This is a genomic window from Sulfitobacter sediminivivens (assembly GCF_042611115.2).
In the GTDB taxonomy this organism is placed as follows: domain Bacteria; phylum Pseudomonadota; class Alphaproteobacteria; order Rhodobacterales; family Rhodobacteraceae; genus Sulfitobacter; species Sulfitobacter sediminivivens.
This window is the reverse complement of sequence record NZ_JBHGAR020000026.1, coordinates 20,653-38,661: the sequence shown is the minus strand read 5'-3', so window position 1 is coordinate 38,661 and position 18,009 is coordinate 20,653. Positions and strand designations below refer to the sequence as shown.

The 18,009-nt window shown below is 54.1% G+C and carries 15 protein-coding genes; 10 read left to right on the top strand and 5 right to left on the bottom strand.

Annotated features, from left to right (window positions below; all coding sequences use genetic code 11):
• Positions 1 to 247 precede the first annotated feature (247 nt).
• Entirely contained in the window at positions 248 to 907 is a 660-nt protein-coding gene (locus ACEWL3_RS18375; RefSeq protein ID WP_386180511.1) for a GntR family transcriptional regulator, read from the bottom strand.
• A 114-nt stretch (positions 908 to 1,021) separates the two neighbouring features.
• Here ACEWL3_RS18375 and ACEWL3_RS18370 point away from each other — a divergent pair, with 114 nt between their 5' ends.
• From ACEWL3_RS18370 to ACEWL3_RS18355, 4 genes are all read left to right on the top strand, one after another.
• A complete protein-coding gene (locus ACEWL3_RS18370; RefSeq protein ID WP_386180514.1) occupies positions 1,022 to 1,315 on the top strand; it encodes a ribbon-helix-helix domain-containing protein in 294 nt (97 codons plus the stop codon).
• 110 nt (positions 1,316 to 1,425) lie between these two features.
• Positions 1,426 to 1,821 carry a VOC family protein gene (locus ACEWL3_RS18365; RefSeq protein ID WP_386180517.1) on the top strand — a complete coding sequence of 132 codons (396 nt, stop codon included), beginning with the start codon at positions 1,426 to 1,428 and terminating at the stop codon, positions 1,819 to 1,821.
• A gap of 20 nt (positions 1,822 to 1,841) precedes the next feature.
• Entirely contained in the window at positions 1,842 to 2,366 is a 525-nt protein-coding gene (locus tag ACEWL3_RS18360) for a twin-arginine translocation signal domain-containing protein (protein WP_386181385.1), read from the top strand.
• 14 nt (positions 2,367 to 2,380) lie between these two features.
• Positions 2,381 to 3,952, top strand: coding sequence for a GMC family oxidoreductase (locus tag ACEWL3_RS18355; RefSeq protein WP_386180520.1), 1,572 nt, complete (start codon positions 2,381 to 2,383; stop codon positions 3,950 to 3,952).
• Between the two features lie 434 nt (positions 3,953 to 4,386).
• On the opposite strand, the gene ACEWL3_RS18350 is transcribed toward ACEWL3_RS18355, so the two are convergent.
• The 3 genes from ACEWL3_RS18350 to ACEWL3_RS18340 all read right to left on the bottom strand — a co-directional run bounded on the left by ACEWL3_RS18350 (position 4,387) and on the right by ACEWL3_RS18340 (position 9,067).
• Positions 4,387 to 5,400: an IS110 family RNA-guided transposase gene (locus tag ACEWL3_RS18350; protein ID WP_386180522.1), complete on the bottom strand. Its 1,014-nt coding sequence runs from the start codon at positions 5,398 to 5,400 to the stop codon at positions 4,387 to 4,389.
• A gap of 463 nt (positions 5,401 to 5,863) precedes the next feature.
• Entirely contained in the window at positions 5,864 to 7,960 is a 2,097-nt protein-coding gene (locus tag ACEWL3_RS18345) for a CHASE2 domain-containing protein (RefSeq protein WP_386181388.1), read from the bottom strand.
• Positions 7,961 to 8,221: 261 nt separating this feature from the next.
• Entirely contained in the window at positions 8,222 to 9,067 is an 846-nt protein-coding gene (locus ACEWL3_RS18340; protein WP_386180525.1) for a FecR family protein, read from the bottom strand.
• 711 nt (positions 9,068 to 9,778) lie between these two features.
• Between ACEWL3_RS18340 and ugpB the strand changes: the two genes are divergently transcribed.
• From ugpB to ACEWL3_RS18310, 6 genes are all read left to right on the top strand, one after another.
• On the top strand, positions 9,779 to 11,092 hold the full coding sequence (gene ugpB / locus ACEWL3_RS18335; RefSeq protein ID WP_386180528.1) for a sn-glycerol-3-phosphate ABC transporter substrate-binding protein UgpB: 1,314 nt from the start codon (positions 9,779 to 9,781) through the stop codon (positions 11,090 to 11,092).
• A gap of 59 nt (positions 11,093 to 11,151) precedes the next feature.
• Positions 11,152 to 12,033, top strand: coding sequence for a sn-glycerol-3-phosphate ABC transporter permease UgpA (gene ugpA, locus ACEWL3_RS18330; protein WP_386180531.1), 882 nt, complete (start codon positions 11,152 to 11,154; stop codon positions 12,031 to 12,033).
• 20 nt (positions 12,034 to 12,053) lie between these two features.
• Positions 12,054 to 12,890, top strand: coding sequence for a sn-glycerol-3-phosphate ABC transporter permease UgpE (gene ugpE / locus ACEWL3_RS18325; RefSeq protein WP_386181391.1), 837 nt, complete (start codon positions 12,054 to 12,056; stop codon positions 12,888 to 12,890).
• 3 nt (positions 12,891 to 12,893) lie between these two features.
• Entirely contained in the window at positions 12,894 to 13,949 is a 1,056-nt protein-coding gene (gene ugpC / locus ACEWL3_RS18320) for a sn-glycerol-3-phosphate ABC transporter ATP-binding protein UgpC (RefSeq protein ID WP_386180534.1), read from the top strand.
• A 419-nt stretch (positions 13,950 to 14,368) separates the two neighbouring features.
• Complete coding sequence (locus ACEWL3_RS18315) at positions 14,369 to 15,769, top strand: selenium-binding protein SBP56-related protein (RefSeq protein WP_386180537.1); 1,401 nt, start codon at positions 14,369 to 14,371, stop codon at positions 15,767 to 15,769.
• Positions 15,770 to 16,441: a hypothetical protein gene (locus tag ACEWL3_RS18310; protein WP_386180540.1), complete on the top strand. Its 672-nt coding sequence runs from the start codon at positions 15,770 to 15,772 to the stop codon at positions 16,439 to 16,441. It abuts the gene before it with no gap.
• A 104-nt stretch (positions 16,442 to 16,545) separates the two neighbouring features.
• Here ACEWL3_RS18310 and ACEWL3_RS18305 read toward each other — a convergent pair whose 3' ends face one another.
• A complete protein-coding gene (locus ACEWL3_RS18305) occupies positions 16,546 to 17,874 on the bottom strand; it encodes an aspartate aminotransferase family protein (RefSeq protein ID WP_386180543.1) in 1,329 nt (442 codons plus the stop codon).
• Positions 17,875 to 18,009 lie beyond the last annotated feature (135 nt).

Genomic DNA, 18,009 nt, shown 5'->3' with positions numbered 1-18,009 from the left:
GTTATCGCACCGTCTTGCGCGGGTGCATGTTTGCTCGGCGTCGACCAACGATTTTGAGACAATGAATGGGCACGGATTCTAGATAGAATTGGGTTGCTTTCGGACCTCGGAGGCAACAAAGCGTCTTGATTGAGGATTCAGGGTGTCAAGGGCAATCGCGGCCCGAAGCGGCCATTAATGCCGACTGCGGCCAATGGCGGCAACGAACCCTTCTTACCGACTTTCGGCGTTCCGGCGAACGTCCGGCTTAGGAAATCTGCGACAGAATTGAGGCCGTCTCGTGCTGTGCTTTTTCTATGTGACGTCTCATCGCGTTCTCTGCTGACCCGACATCGTCGCTCATAAGCGCATCGATGATTTTTTGGTGCTCTTGCCAAGAAGTTTCGGCGGAAATGCCTTGCCGAACGACGACACCCATAGCACGGCGAATGTGGTGCCAATTATTGCGCATTGCCGTGGCAATCGTTTCATTGCATGACCAATCGTAAATCATGGCGTGAAACTCAAAGTCGGTCTGGATCTGGAGCCTCAAATCTCCGGACTTCACAGCGCTCCATCCGCGCGAAAGCAATTCCTTTGAAAGCGCCTCTGCGTTGCCGGGTTTACGATGATGGGCCAAACGTACTGCGAAAGGTTCTACTGCGCTGCGGAATTCATAGATTGATCTAAATTGATCCGCACTGATCTGCGCGACCACGACGCCACGCTTACCAGAGTCTTCGACAAATCCATTCGCCTTTAGAATGGATATCGCACTATTGACGGGCTGTCGCGACACTTTGAGGCGGCCCGCAATGTCATCTTGGTTCAGCCGCTCGCCCGGATCGAACTCCCCCGCGCAGATGGCATTCAGCAAGATATCGTAGGTCTGTTCTGTCAGCGATTTAGGGAGGGCAATTTCATCCATCAACGGGCTCCTTGAATGGCTGCTTTTGGCCTGTTTGGCGGGAATTCTGGACTCCCTTTCTCATTTCGTATACGAAATACGAAATCGGTGTTGCAAGAGCTTTGGGAGGAAAACATGTGCGAAGTATTTGCGGGACAAGACCCTGAGCGGTATTCTAGTACGACGAGGCGGCTGCGTTTGAACGGGCAAAGCACGTCGATTCGCCTTGAGAACGCGTTCTGGGCAACACTCGATGACATTGCGGCACGGGACGGCGTGACAACGCCGATCTTCATCTCGACCTTGCATTCAGAGGTCTTGGAGCGACGCGGCGAGCCTGCCAACTTCACGTCATTATTGCGATGTGCTTGCATGAAATTCATGGAAATTTCCAAACAAAGACCGCCCAGCAGCATCGCTGCCGAGTAGTTCAAACACTGCCAAATAAAAATCTGCGCAGGTAGTAAGGGCATACTACCCGACCATCAGGCCTTCCAAAGTACCCTGAAATCCAAGTTAGAAGATTTCAGGAGAACGCAGTGGCCAAACAAATCCACTCAATGATCCGCGTCATTGACGAGGCGCGCGCAGTTCAATTCTATGAGACAGCTTTCGGGCTCAAGATCGCGGACCGTTTGGATTTTCCAGACTTTACCCTGGTCTATCTCTGCAACTCCGAGACTGAGTTCGAGCTAGAGTTGACAATCAACAAGGGCACGACCGAGGCCTATGATCTGGGCAACGGATATGGCCATCTGGCTGTTTCAGTCGACGATCTGGATGCCGAACATGCCCGTTTTGAGGCGGCAGGCCTTAACCCCCGAAATCTTGTAGAATTCGCGCCAGCTGGAAAGACCATCGCGCGCTTCTTCTTTGTTGCCGATCCCGACGGGTACCAGATCGAGGTGCTTGAACGGGGAGGTCGTTTCAAATGACATCAAAGGGAGGAACAATGATGTCCGATACGAAGAGCCCGAAGGGGCTGACACGTCGCCAACTGCTGTCGCGCGCGAGTGCTGCAGGGGCGTCTTTTGTGGTGGGGGCGGGCTTTCTGGCTGCACCAAATGGCGCTTGGGCGATGACGACAGACGCGCTCAAACCCGAAACCATGGCAAGCTTGGTGCAGATGGCACGCGATATCTATCCGCACGATCAGGTGGGCGACGAATATTACGTCATCGCCGTCAAGGGCTATGACACGGTGGAGGCAGCCCCTGGTATCGAAGAGGGAATCGCCAAGCTGAATGCCGCAGCTCAGGCCGCAGGGCATGACAGCTATCTCGCTGCTGGGTGGGAGCGCGACCGCGTCGATATTCTGCGTTCTATCGAGGATGACGGGTTTTTCCAGCAAATCCGCGGCGGTCTGGTGACCGGACTTTATAACCAAAAGGCCGTCTGGCCGATCTTTGGGTATGAAGGTGCCTCGTTCGAGTTCGGTGGCTACATCGAGCGCGGCTTTGACGACATCAACTGGCTGTAAGGAGGAGACAACAAATGACAGCTCCATTTGAACTATCCGACGACAGTGTTGTCGTCATTATCGGCACAGGCGCAGGCGGCGGTGTTCTGGCAAATGAACTTGCGCAAAAAGGCGTCAGCGTTGTGGCACTGGAGGCCGGTGGTCGCCACTTGCCCGAGGATTTTATCAACGATGAATGGGACAGCTTTGGCCAACTCGCATGGCTCGACCCTCGCACGACCAGCGGTGACTGGCGCGTGGCCAAAGACTTCTCGGGTCTACCGGCTTGGATCGTGAAATCGGTTGGTGGTACAACGCAGCACTGGGCAGGTGCTTCCCTGCGCTTTCAAGACCATGAGTGGAAAGCGCGTACGACCTACGGCGATGTGGAGGGGGCAAACCTTTTGGACTGGCCCATTGAGCCCGCCGAGATGGATCCGTGGTACACAATGGCCGAGGACAAGCTGGGCGTGACGCGCACAGGTGATCGTCCGGGTCTTCCGGGCAACAACAACTATAAGGTCTTTGAGGCTGGCGCGAAAAAGCTGGGCTATGAAGAGGTCCATACAGGGCGCATGGCGATCAATTCTGATGAAAATCGTGATCGTATGATGTGCCAGCAGACAGGGTTTTGCTTTCAGGGCTGCAAATGGGGGGCGAAATGGTCTGCCGGCTACGTCGACATTCCCGAAGGCGAAGCGACAGGCAATCTCGAAGTACGCTCCAACAGCCATGTCGCGCGAATATTGCACAACGAGGACGGCAAGGTCACCGGCGTCGAATACTTTGACAAAGACGGCAACTTGCAGATGCAAAAGGCGCGGATTGTCTGTGTTGCGGGCAACTCGTTTGAGAGCCCACGCCTACTGCTGAATTCGGCCTCCAAGATGTTCCCGAACGGGCTTGCCAACTCCTCAGATCAGGTAGGACGCAACTACATGCGGCATATGACCGGGTCGGTCTATGCGGTTTTCGACAAGCCGGTGAAGATGTGGCGCGGCACAACGATGGCTGGAATTATTCAGGACGAATCCAAACACGACCCATCGCGCGGTTTTGTGGGTGGGTACGAGCTTGAGACGTTGTCGCTGGGTCTGCCATTCATGGCGGCCTTCCTTGATCCGGGTGCGTGGGGACGCGAGTTCACATCAGCGCTGGATCAATACGAGAACATGGCTGGCATGTGGATCGTAGGCGAGGACATGCCGCAGGCCGACAACCGCGTGACTTTGAACATGGATGTCAAAGACCAACATGGCCTACCTGTTGCCAACGTGCATTTTAGCGATCATCCCAACGATGTCGCCATGCGCAAGCATGCCTATAACCAAGGCCAAGCTGTCTATGATGCGGTTGGAGCCACGCGGACCTTCCCAACGCCACCGTATCCATCGACCCACAATCTGGGCACCAACCGCATGTCGGAAAAGCCAGAGGACGGCGTGGTGAACAAATGGGGTCAAACCCATGATATCGAAAACCTGTTCATCTCGGACGGGTCTCAGTTCACCACGGGCGCTGCCGAAAATCCGACGCTGACTATTGTGGCGCTGGCGATCCGGCAGGCCGATCACATCGCTCGCGAAATTAGTGCAGGCAATATCTAAACAAGATGGCGGCACCTTTGGGTGCCGCCATTCCATTTGTGTCTATCTGGGTAAATCCAGTTTCATGCTGCGTCGCAAACTGCCGAGAGCAGACCTCGCTCCCTCTATCTCCGACGGCAGCTTCGTTCCACATTGCCGACCTTGGTGTTGAGCGCAGCGAATGTCGGCAATACGCCCATTTTGTTCTCTAATCCGTCAACACGCTTTCTCACTCTGCGGGCTGTTTAACGTCTGAGGTTGCCTTGGTTCTCTTCGAGCTCACTGGCTCATGATGGGGTTGGCTGGGTGTGGATCGGCAAGGTTGAAACCGCGATCAGATTGATAGGCTGCTCTGTCGCTACAAAATCGGCGCCGTGTCCCACGCCCTCCCTCGGGCGTTTTCCCGTGTGGGAACTGTGATGCAGGAATCCTCGTTGTTGTCGTTCTGGTAATTCTTACGCGATCTGGAAGTCGGTCTGATCGCGCATCATAGCATGCAGGATGATCGCCAGCCGCCTTGACAGCGCCACACGTGCCTTTCGCATTGTCGAACGTTGCCCAATGGCGAGCGCCCATGATTTGAGCTTCAACGGTGCTGCATATCGCGTGAGCATCACATTTGCAGCTTCGTAAAGCAGCGTTCTGACGCGAACGTCGCCATGTTTTGAGATGCTGCCGATGAAATCCACCTCGCCGGATTGGTGGCGCTTGGGAACCAGCCCGAGATAGGGTCCCACATCTCGCGAACGCTTAAAGCGTGCCGGATCATCTATGGCCGCTGCAAATGCCAATGCGGTTATCGGGCCAACGCCCGGAACTGTCATCAGGCGGGTGCAGACCTCTGATTTGCGGGTCATTGCTTTGATATCGCTATCGATGGCAGACACCGCAGTCAGTATCGCCTCGCGTGCCGCAAACAGGCCGCGCAACGCAGCATGCAGACCGGGAACGCCGGCGCTGACTTTCAAAGCAGCGTCTTTGAAGGCAGGCGACAGAGCGCGTGGCAGGCGGACACCAAACACGACGACAAGTCCGCGGATCTGATTATCGAGGGTCACGCGTTGGCCGACCAGTTTCTTGCGGGCGGCGATCAGCGACCGGATCGCATGAGCGGACAGCGATTTAACATGTGTCGGTTTGTAGAACCCCGTGCGTGCCAAATGCGCCAGGCCACGCGCGTCGTTTCGATCTGTTTTGTGCCCCGCCAAGGACTTCAGAGCCTGATAGGCTTGGCGGCTTTCGATGCAAACGACCGGGACACCAAGTTCCGTCAGGCCGTGGAAAAGCATTGGGGCCATCCTACCAGTCTCAAAAACAACCTTGCCGCAAATTGGACCATCGGCAAGAAACGTGGCAATCGCCTTCGGCGTCGAGGACGCTTTTCCCTCTCGGATAAGTACCCCTTCGTGATCAAGAATGCAGATATGCGTCTCTTCCATAGACACATCCAAACCAGCAAAATATTCCATTCGTCGGTCTCCCTTTCAATGACAAGTGCATCTAGAATAATAGGTGCGGTGGAGTGCTGATCCTGATTACGCCATGTTGAAAATTCTTAGGCCATAAATCCTTGGCAAAACCTCGTTGATTTTGCCACGTCTTTTTGTGCACCACCAACACCCGACGTTCGTGCGTAGCGCAGCATCCGGTAAAGGGGGCTCAAAGCGGTCATCTGGGCCTCTGCCGATGTAAGCTCGATCGGCAACGACCGCTTTGAGACTAATCCGGACATAACCAGATTCGACTTTTTGCGCCTGCAGCACCTTCGTCTCCGCGTTGGATGAGAATTCCATTCCCCCCAGCCAGCAGAAAAGCGGACATTGGTGCAATCCACAGCAAACTCGACAGGGGACTCTGACCGGGTTCCCGCGAATATTTCAGCTAACGAAAATGCTCCTACGGTCTGGAAATGCGCGCCTTTCAAGTCCGAACCTACTCAATCGCATCGACCTGAAAGTCCCCAATGCGATCCGATATCCTATCATAAAAATCAGCCAGCCCCGGCTCAATTTCAACGGCTATTGACCTGCATCGCTCAACGTCTTGTGTGGACCATTTTGCCCCGCGATTTCCCTTCATTGCAGCGAGCAAATCAGAATGGTGGCGTTGCAACCTCTGGAAGCTCTCCGATTGGCGGGTGTCACGACCTCCGACAACGAGAAATAGAAGTTCGCGCTTGTTCACGCCTTTCAATGCCACGGACCCACCTTGCAAAAGGGCCAGTTGATCGCGCGACGCCAGTGCCACGGTTTCGGAAATGACGATGTCATAGGCCAGGTGCCGACAGGCTGTTTCAATCCGTGACGCGACATTCACGACGTCCCCAATGGCCGTATAGTTGAACCGGTTTTGAGACCCGATGTTGCCAACACAAGCCTGTCCCGTTGCGCACCCGATCGCAATACCGATGGGAACTTGATGCCCCTCGCTCCTTACCGTGTTGAAATGCCTCAAAGAAGTACGCATCGCCAAAGCAGCATTTGCGCAATGGATTGGGTGGTTTTCGACACGGACGGGCGCGTTCCAAAATGCCATGACTGAGTCTCCAATAAATTTGTCGATCGTGCCGCTGTGGGCAAGAATGTCCTGTCCCAATGCCGTAAATAGTTCATTGAGTAGAGCCACGAGATCGGTTGCGGGCATTGTTTCGCTCAAAGGAGTGAACCCGCGAATGTCAGCAAACATGACTGTGAGTTCCTGGTTTTCGCCACCAAGCTGCAAGTCTTGCCCGCTTTCCTCAAGCCGTTCGAGAATTTCTGGTGCGACGTATTGAGAAAATGATCGCCGGATCGTGTTTTTTTCCCTTTCAGTCGCAAAATACAAAAACCCTGCCAGAATGCCAAAATTCACCATGCCGCCAACCAGTGGAAAGGTGGCGTCAAATAAAACAGTGTTTTGGGTGAATGCGACCCAACTCAACGCCAGGACGCTCGATGCCGCCACGCCGCCGGCAAGAAATGATGCCACTGCGCCAGAAATTGACATGACGCTGACGACAATCACCCCCAAAGCTATGAAAGCAACCAGTTCAAGTGCCGCGATGGTGTCGGATCGCTGCAACATTTTGTTTTCAAGGATTTGCTCGATCAACTGCGCGTGGATTGAAACACCTGGAACAGACTGACCCAGAGATGTTTCACGAATATCAACCAGACCCGCAGCCGAAGTTCCAACCAATATTATCCGGCCTTCAATTTCAGAACGCAACTGTTCATTGTCTTCTTCATCCAAAACGTCTGCGGCTGACAAATAGAGGCCTGGATTGTCTGGACGGTAATGCATCCAAACCTGGCCGATTTCGTCTGTTGGGATATCAAACGCACCGAGCGATACAGAGAGAACAATACCGCTTTCGTTCTCGGCACCTTCGACAAAAATGTTCTGTTCTGCGATCGCGAGACGCAGGGCTTCGATGCCGAGACCCGGAATTATCCCGGTTGGTCCTTGCCACAAAAGCGGAACCGTGCGCACGACCGAGATTTGCCCAGCCGGTGACACATTGATCCCGCCTATTCCGACAGCCGTTTCATTCAAAGGTGCCGCCAATGGCGTCCAAGACAAAGCCCGGGGCAGAAAAAGTCCTGGCTGGTCCCCTATTTCGATGATACCCGCCCGCGGCACTATTTGTATCGTCTTCAGATCTCGCCTTGCTGCGACTCCCAAAGCGACTGGCTTTCCTGCGATCGCATTGGAAAACCTCTGATCGTTGTCCAATTTATCGAGGTCGATTGCGTCCCGTAAATAACCTGCAAAAATCGGATCTTCCGCAAGGCGGTGCGGTGAATATCTGTCAGGCTCAGCAAAGAGTATGTCGAATGCAATCGAGGCTGCGCCATAGCCTTCCAGTTTTTCGACCAGTCGTGCGACTTTTGATCTGGGCCAAGGCCACTGGCCCAATTGCGACAAAGAGGCCTCGTCTATGTCCACCACGCGGACAGGCAGGTCGGCATCAAAGGTTCTGGGTGCCAGCCGTTGCAGGAAGTCAAAATATATCAGGCGTGATATTTCAACCGGATAGGGATCTGACACGCGCAATATGCACCCCATAAGTACAAGAGCAAAACCCAGCCCTCGAACAATCCATTTACGATTGATCCGGAGTGAATTTCCCGCCATCAAACCGCGCCTAGGGCTTTCATGAGATTAATTTCGCCTCCCCCCGGTATTGCCGAAATCGTTGTTGCCGCCACAATTCTTGGTCCCTTAGCCATCATCGGTGCCAGGGCCATTTTGCCCGGTGCTGCCGGAGTTGCCTGTGCCCTGACCGGGGCTGGAATTTTCGCTGTACCCTCACAATCCCTCAGAACTCTCTTCTGGAGCCGATGGCGGTTCCGGCGGGTCAGGGGCTTGTGGCTCAGGCTCAGTCTCAGGCTCAGGTTCTGGTTCAGGCTCAGGTTCAGGCTCGGTTCGTTCGATCGGCTTTGTGGGAGACGCTATATTGGCTCCCCGCGATGGCGGCATAAAATGCTGGCCGCAAGTCCCGACATTTGCGCGCAAGGGTTCACGAAGCGAGCGTTGAGAAATGATGAAGGGGAATCCATTGACAATAGTGCGTTCCGATTCCTCAACATTGCGTGGGGCGGCGACCTGACCTCGCGGTGATGTAGCGACAAGCTCGCATCTGCCTTTGACATTCCGACATCCACCACGCCCGCACATTCGTACCGATCCTTTCAGGAGCGCGAGCGATGTCTGACGCTGATTCAGCACCCAAAAATCGAATGTGGTACCTCTGATCCCCATGGTTGCTGTCGGGGTGGTGATCCTATAGGCGGACTTTTTGCTGTTTCCGGAAATGAACCTGAAACTGCCACCCAATGCCTTGACTGTAAAATTATTTGCTCGATTGCCACCGCGCATCATCGACACGTCCAGCACCATGCTTGCATTGGGTCCGACGGCAATTTTGGTCTGATCAGTAAAGATTAACTGGACAATTCCGGTGCTGTTGGTTCGGATCACGTCTCCGGATTCCACGGGCATACCAACGCGCAGCTTAACGTTAAGGCCACCTGTGGAAAGTGTCGCACCCGGATTGATCTCCAAAACTCTTCCAATTTCGGCAAAGGCTGCCGGAACACTCAAAAAGAGACAAAAAGAATAAATAATAAAAATGCATTTAATTCGAACATGCATATCAACCTCACTTTCCTGAGGCCCAAGCAGGTTCCTGTTTCGGCAAAATTACCTCATGGAACTACCTAGCATGATCGCTGCATCAACGGTTTTTTTCTAGTTTTCTTAAGATTATCATAATTCTACCGAGTTTGGCAATCACAAGACAACAAACAACATTAGATAAGATATTGAAAATGCACCGCTAATAGGTGTTATGCTCCTGCAAAAAGTCACTCTAGGTTGAAGTTGACAATGTGCCAAATTGGACCTCCACGAATTTCCGGTTGAACGCAGGCACACTTGTCCGTCTCGTTTTGTTCAACTGCTGTCCGATGGCGAGGCCGCGCTTGAGACTATCTATCTTGAGTGTCTGTATTTCGGGTAAAATCTGTCACTCGTATTGACCTACTCCCGATTGAGTCCGCTAATTTAGGTTAGCTCTGTTGAGGTTTTGGTCTTCCTTTGATCCGTCTACATATCCCGCCGTTATCATACCAGCGAGATTGGCATGCGGGCAGTTCTGGTTGAAGTAGGCGCTATCATATCACTACTTCTTTTCAATGAGTTTGCAGGTTTAAGACTGCAGTCCAAAGTGGGCAGGTCGATTTTATCATCGGCACGTGGTGACTTGCCTTATTCAATCACATCTATATCTTTTGACTTCTGTGAATTTAAGCGGGTGGATGGCCCGCCCTAAAAAAGCACCTGCTTTGGTGCATGGGAGGAACTATGAAAAAGATGCTGATCGGCACGCTTGCCGTGTCCACCGCCCTGCTGTCTCCGATGATGGCAATGGCGCAATCTGAAGTTCAGTTTTGGCACGCATTTACAGGACGCCTTGGCGAACTGGTAAAGGCTCAGGTCGAAGAATTTAACGCGAGTCAGAGCGATTATGTGGTCGTTGAAAGCCACAAGGGCAATTACTCGGAAACCCTGAATGCCGGAATCGCGGCATTCCGCGCGGGCGAGCAGCCTCATATCCTGATGGTATTTGAAGTCGGTACCGCAACAATGATGTCCGCGAGCGGTGCAACCAAACCGGTTTATGAGGTGATGGCTGAAAGCGGAGCAAGCTTTGATCCTGATGCCTATATCGGGTCGGTCAAAGGGTATTACACATCAACTGACGGTCAGATGCTGTCGCTGCCATTCAACTCATCGACACCGGTGCTTTGGGTGAACCGTGACGCGATGACGGCCGCAGGCGTTGATCCGGACACGGACCTGTCAACCTGGCAGAACGTGGGCGCGGTGCTTGATCAACTGAAGGCAGGCGGTGAAGAATGCCCGCTTGTGACCGCATGGCAAAGCTGGATTCACCTTGAGAATCTGTCAGCTTACCACGACGTGCCATTCGCCACTCAGGACAATGGCTTTGCCGGGCTCGACACCGAGCTTGCATTGAACGGCCCGGCGCAGGTTGCGCATCTGACGGCGATGGGTGAATGGGCCAAAGATGGCAAATTTATCTACACAGGACGGCGCAACGAGGGCGGCGCAAACTTCCGTGCCGGCGACTGTGCGCTCTTCACTGAAAGCTCGGCCGGTTACGCTGGCATCAAGTCAGAGGCGCAGTTTGCCTTTGATGTGCGTCCGCTTCCCTATTGGGAAGGTGTCGGCAACAGCCCGCAGAATACCATCATCGGCGGCGCGTCGCTGTGGGTCATGTCAGGTCATGAGGATGACGAGTACAAGGGTGTTGGTGAATTCCTGAGCTACTTGTCATCTTCTGATGTGCAGGCAAAGTGGCATCAGGACACCGGCTATCTGCCGATCACGAAAGAGGCCGGAGAGGCCACGCGTGCGTCCGGTTTTTACGATGCAAATCCGGGCACTGATATCGCCGTGATTCAGATGACCGCAAAAGAACCGACAGCCAACAGCAAAGGTCTGCGGCTTGGTTCGTTTGATCAGATCCGCGGGATCATCGACGAAGAGCTTGAAGCCATCTGGGCCGGTGACAAGACCGCGCAGGAAGCCATGGACAGCGCAAAAGAGCGTGGCGATGCGCTCTTGCGGCGTTTTGAGTCGGCAAACCGCTAAGACCAAATGAAAAAGGCAGGCCATCACGGCCTGCCTTTCTTGTCTGAGGGGGCATTGATATGGAAAAACGCGTCACGTTTCGCGGCTGGCTGCTTCCCATGCTTCTCATCGCGCCACAGGTCGTGATATCGGCGGTTTTCTTTTTCTATCCTGCGGGTCAGGCCATTTGGCAGTCGCTGTTCATCCCTGATCCATTTGGACTGTCCTCGCAATTTGTCGGTCTCGGCAACTTTGAGTTTCTGCTGAGCGACAGATTTTACCGCGCCTCTTTTGTGACCACCGCGATCTTTTCACTCCTTGTGACGCTATGCTCGATGGTGCCTGCACTTTTTCTGGCGGTGATCGCTGATCGGCTGATCAAGGGCTCCGGTGTCTATCGCACACTTCTCATCTGGCCCTATGCCGTCGCCCCTGCCATCGCCGGGGTGTTGTGGCTCTTTATGTTCAACACCCGCGTTGGCGTGATCTCATGGTATCTCGGCCAGCTTGGCTATGACTGGAACCATGTGTTGAACGGCGGCGAGGCGATGGGGCTGGTTGTCGTGGCATCGGCCTGGGGGCGGATCAGCTATAACTTTCTCTTTTTCTTCGCGGCACTGCAGTCGGTCCCACGCTCTGTCATTGAGGCGGCGGCGATCGACGGGGCGCACTTCTGGCGGCGGTTCTTCACAATTGTCCTGCCACTGTTATCTCCGACAACCTTTTTCCTTTTGGTCGTGAACGTGGTCTATGCGTTTTTTGAAACCTTTGGCGTAATACACACCATCACCTCTGGCGGGCCACAACAGTCGACAACTATTCTTGTCTACAAGGTCTTTTCCGACGGGTTCGTGGGTCAGGATCTTGGATCATCTTCGGCGCAGTCGGTGATCCTTTTGATCATTGTCGGGCTGCTGACTGTGGTTCAGTTCAAGTTCATTGAAAAGCGAGTACACTACTGATGGAGCGCGAAGTACATGGCATGGTTGAAAAACGCGGCTTGGGGCTTTGGCTGACCCACGTCTTCATGATCCTTGGCGTTCTGGTGATCTTCTTTCCGATCTGGCTGGCCTTTGTTGCCTCAACCGTGTCACAGCCGGAAATTGTCAGCCCTCCGATGCCGGTTTGGCCGGGTGATCAGTTTTTGAACAATTACTCAAAGGCGCTGTTTGCCGGTGTGAACGTGCCGGTGGCGACGATGCTCTTGAACAGCCTCATAATGGCCATGGGCATCGCAGTCGGCAAAATCGCAATTTCGCTGATCTCGGCGTTTGCCATCGTCTATTTCCGCTTTCCGGGCCGCAACATGTTTTTCTGGATGATCTTCCTGACGCTGATGTTGCCTGTAGAGGTACGGATCGTGCCGACCTTCGAAGTGGTCGCGAGCTTTGGCATGCTGAACAGCTATTCCGGCCTGATCTTTCCGCTGATCGCTTCGGCCACCGCCACTTTCCTGTTTCGCCAGTTCTTTTTGACAATCCCCGATGAATTGGCTGAGGCCGCGCGCGTCGATGGTGCACGGCCAATGCGGTTTTTCATTGATATTGTGGTGCCGATGAGCCGCACAAACGTCGCAGCGCTCTTTGTGATCCTCTTTATTTATGGCTGGAACCAATACCTCTGGCCGCTTTTGATCACCACAGATCCCGAGATGAACACCATCGTGATGGGCATCAAGCAGATGTTCCCGTCAGGTGATGATGTTGCCGACTGGCCGGTGATCATGGCGACGTCAATCCTTGCGATGATCCCCCCGGTAATCGTCGTTGTGAGCATGCAAAGGCTGTTCATTCGCGGCCTCGTAGACAGCGAGAAATAAGACATGGCGACAGTTACGCTCAAAGACATCAAGAAAAGCTTTGGCCCGACCGATGTGATCCACGGGATCAGCACCCACATCGAGGACGGCGAATTCATCGTTATTGTCGGGCCATCAGGGTGCGGAAAATCCACACTTCTGCGGATGGTTGCCGGGCTTGAAACGGTGTCGTCGGGGGATGTGTTTATTGGTGAAGAACGCGCCAACGACAAGGAACCCATGGACCGCGACATCGCCATGGTGTTTCAGAACTACGCGCTTTATCCGCATATGTCGGTGCGCCAGAACATGGGATACGGGCTCAAGATCGCGGGTCTGCCAAAGGGTGAAATCGACGCCAAGGTGCAAGAGGCCGCGACGCTTTTGCAGCTGGAAGCCTTGCTGGATCGCAAGCCAAAGCAGCTTTCGGGGGGGCAACGTCAGCGGGTCGCCATGGGCCGCGCCATCGTCCGTGAACCTGCGGTTTTCCTGTTTGATGAGCCATTGTCAAACCTCGATGCAAAGCTGCGCGTGCAGATGCGGCTTGAGATCAAGGAACTGCAGTCCAAGCTTGGCATCACCTCGCTTTATGTGACCCACGATCAAGTCGAGGCCATGACAATGGCAGACCGCATGATCGTGATGAACGCAGGGGTGGCCGAGCAGATCGGGACGCCGCTGGAGGTTTACGAGACACCGCGCACGTTATTTGCGGCGCAGTTTATTGGCAGCCCGTCGATGAACATTCTTGATGCGCAGGTGCAGGGCGGCAAGGTTTTGTTGAAAGATGTGCCGGTTGCCAATGCGACAGGACCTGATGGTGCTGTCAAACTGGGGGTCAGACCCGAGCACCTTGTGCAGGACAACCAAGGTGCCCTGAGCCTTGCTGTGCAGATGACCGAACCGCTTGGAGCCAATACGCTTTTCCACGGCAAATTGACCGATGCAGGAGCCGATTTTACCGCCAGCTTGCAAGGCGTTCATCCGCTGAGAGAGACCGGCAAAATCATGCGGTTTTCCATTCAGCCCGGTCAGGCACATATCTTTGATGCCGGCACCGGCCTGCGCCGCATATCCTGATCATGGCCAGATGTGGCGGGACAAGCACGTTTGTCGCTGGGGCTGGCCTGACATATCTCTGATAGGGGCAGGGGCGGCTGATACACGCGTGTTCGCCTGCCAAAGTATCGGGCCTTTGCCAAACCGACATTTCGCGTTAGCATCCTGAGCAACTGCTTAAAAAGACCGAAGCGATAAACCACTAAACTTCCATGCGTGCCGAGGGCTCGCCGATGGTTGTATATGGTTTGCCGGGCTATCGTCGGCACAAATAGTGAGGGCCACATACGCGTCGTAACCGGTCAAATTTTTGAAAATTCACGAAGCTGTTGTGCCTTGCAGCATCTTGGATGTGTGGGAGGCACAGTTCGACACCTGGTCAATTATGGCCTTAAACCGAGCTCAAATATAAGAGCAATACATGTTTCTGGGAGGAACAAATGAACCTTAGACCTGATCCAACATTTCACGCGACGGCCAAACTTGCGATGCAGGCACCTGTCGAGAACTATGGCTTTACAGTCATGCTCAGCCCTGATGGTTCTCAGTCAGACGGGATTGCCGTTGTCGATCTGAACCCAAAATCAGACACCTATGGTCAGATTGTTCATCAGGTGATCGTGCCCAACAAAGGTGATGAATTTCACCATTTCGGCTGGAACGCCTGTTCATCGTCATTGTCGCCGCTGTCGGGCCACGCATTTCTTGAGCGTCGGTTTTTGATCGTGCCCGGCATCCGGTCTTCGCGCATTTACATCATCGACGTGAAAGAGCCGTTGAAGGCGAAAATCCACAAGACAATTGAGCCGGAAGAGATTTTTGAAAAGACGGGGTATTCGCGGCCCCACACAATTCACTGCGGCCCTGAGGGCATCTATGTCTCAACCCTTGGCGGGGGTGGCCCAGACGGCACAGACGGTCCTCCGGGCATCTTTATCATGGATTGCGAAACCTTTGATATCATCGGCCAGTATGAAATGGATCGTGGCAAGCAAGACAAACACTACGACTTTTGGTGGAACTTGCCGCAGGACTATATGGTCAGCTCTGAATGGGGTCTGCCGCCGCAATTTGAAAACGGCATTGTGCCTGAGGACCTGTTGTCCAACAAATATGGTCACTCGATTCATTTTTGGGATTTGCGGGCGCGCAAGAACATTCAGACCATCGATTTTGGGGCGAACCACCAGATGGCTTTGGAAATCCGCCCGGCCCATGACCCGACAAAATCATATGGTTTCTGCGGTGTTGTTGTGGATACGACGAACCTGCAAGGCGCGATCTTTACATGGTGGCGCGATGACGATGGTGTCTGGCAATCCAAAAAGACCATCACAATTGATCCTGTGCCCGCTGATGCCGACGATTTGCCGGAGCTGTTGAAAGGGTTCGGAGCGGTGCCGCCGCTGGTCACAGACATCGACCTGAGCCTTGATGACAAATACCTCTACGTCGCCTGCTGGGGCCTTGGTGAGATGCATCAATATGACGTGTCGGACCCAATGAACCCCAAGCTTGCTGGCAAGGTTGAACTCGGCGGCATCGTCGCCAACCACAAGCATCCAAACGGCAAGGAGTTTGCCTATGGTCCGCAGATGGTCGAAATCAGCCGTGATGGTAAGCGGGTTTATTGGACCAACTCGCTTTATTCTACATGGGACGATCAATTCTATCCCGATGATGAGGGCGGTCAGATGGTCATGGCGAATGTCGGCAAAGAGGGTGGTCTGACCCTTGATAAGGACTTCTATATTGATTTCCCCAAGGGCTATCGCAGCCACCAGATCCGACTTGAGGGCGGCGATTGTTCAACCGACAGCTTTTGCTACCCGTCCGTCTAGGTGATTGACGACGTAATCTCGGTGACGGCCCTGTGGTGGGCCGTCATTTTTTCTGGGCTCTATCATGGCATCAATCCCGGTATGGGCTGGCCGCTTGCCGTTTCCGCCGCATTGATGGAACGCAAACACAGCGCCCTGGCCAGAGCCCTTGCCATGCTGGCGGCCGGGCATTTTTTGGCGATGATCGGTATTCTTCTGCCGTTTTCGCTGATGATTTTTCTTGTTCAGTGGGAAGTCGAAATTCGCATTGGTGCGGGTCTGCTTGTCATCACGATGGGTGTCTACCTGTTGATCAATCGACGGCACCCGAAATTTCTGGCGCGGGTCCATCCGGCGCGTCTGGCCCTGTGGTCGTTTCTTGCCGCAATGGCCCATGGTGCAGGCCTGATGCTTGTCCCCATATTCCTTGGGATCTGCGCGGTCGGGGCTGATGAGAACGGTCATCTTGCCGCTCAGGCATTGATGGGCAGCAATGTTTTGACCGCCTTCAGTGTCGCCGCTGTGCACACATTTGCCATGACCATTGCCGGCGGGCTGATCGCGGTGGTGATCTATTTCTGGCTTGGCCTGAAATTCATCTCAAAAACGTGGTTCAACCTCGACCTTGTCTGGGCGCTTAGCCTCATTGTTGTCGGCGCTTTCGGCATCTACGCTGCGTATTATGGTCATTGATTTCTGAAGGTCAGTGCCACGCTTCAATAATTATTTTCACACCCATCCTCAAAGGCGCAAGGGGTCTTGTATCTAGTTTGCCTTGGCACCTCGCCGCGATAATCTCAGACGGTTTCGGCTTCAATCACTTGCGCCAAAGTCTCAATAATCGTGTCAATTTCTTCTTCGGTTGATGTATAGCAGGGTGCGATCAGAACATGGTCGCCTGCTGTCCCATCTGCACACCCTTGTGAGGGGTAAAAGATCACGCCGGCCTGCATTGCGGCAGTTTGGATGCGGCCCGCCAAGTTACGTTTGACATCAAAGGGTGCTTTGGTCTCGCGGTCCTGCACCAGTTCAACAGACCAAAAAAGCCCGCGTCCACGAATGTTGCCCACATGGGCATGCTGGCCCAGATGGTCACGCAACCCTTTTTCCAACCGTGCGCCCAGCCGCTTTACATCGGCCAACAGATTGCGGTCCTCAATTTCCTGCATCACCGCCATAGCACCTGCGGTTGCCACCGCATGCGACATGTAGGTGTGTCCATTCCAAAGTTTGCCGCTGCCGTCCAGAATGGCGTTGATTACCTTTTCTGATGCCATCACGGCGGCGATGGGTTGGTATCCCGCACCCAACCCTTTGGCCATTGTTGTGATATCTGCGCAAATGCCTTCTTGCTCCAGCGCGTAGAGCGACCCGGTTCGGCCCATCCCGCACATCACCTCATCCGCGATGTACAACACGCCATGCGCATCGCAGATCTCGCGGATGCGTTTGAAATAGCCCGCAGGTGCAGGTTGGCTGCCCAACGAAGCGCCAACCACAGGTTCCGCGATAAAGGCGGCGACAGTTTCAGGCCCCATGGCCTGAATGCGGTCCTCCAACTGATTGGCCAGACGCAGGGCAAAATCCGCTTCAGTCTCGTCATCACGCTGCATGCGATAGGCGTATGCGGCGTCAATATGCTCCACGTCGATCAGCATCGCGGCAAAGGGCGCACGCCGGCCCGCGTGGCCGCCAACCGCCAATGCGCCAAGCGTATTGCCATGATAGCTCGGTGCGCGGGCGATAAACCGCGTGCGTGCTGTGTCACCCCGTTCGAGGTGATACTGTCGGGCCAGTTTCATGGCGGCCTCCATCGCTTCAGAGCCGCTGCCAAGATACATCACCCGGCCTTCGCCAGTGCCTTTCGGTGCCCGCGCAATCAGAAAATCAGCCAGTTTTTCCGCAGGCTCATTGGTGAACAACCCGGTATGGGCATAGGCTAAAATGTTCATCTGCGCGGTAACCGCTTCACGGACTGCCTTGTTATCATGGCCAAGGCAGGAGACAGCCGCACCACCGCACGCATCCAGATACCGTCTTCCCGTGTCGTCGATCAGGTAGGAACCTTTGCCTTTGACGATCGTGGGCTGATCAGCAGTCAGGCTGCGGCGTAAAACATGGCTCATCGGGATGTCCGTCCTTTGTGGTTCTGCAATACCATAGGAGAGAGACGCGCGTGTGCCAAACCATTACGCAGATCAATGGCTATTTGGAATCATTGCAATGGAATAGAAGATAAGGTGGGTTGACACAGGCGAAAT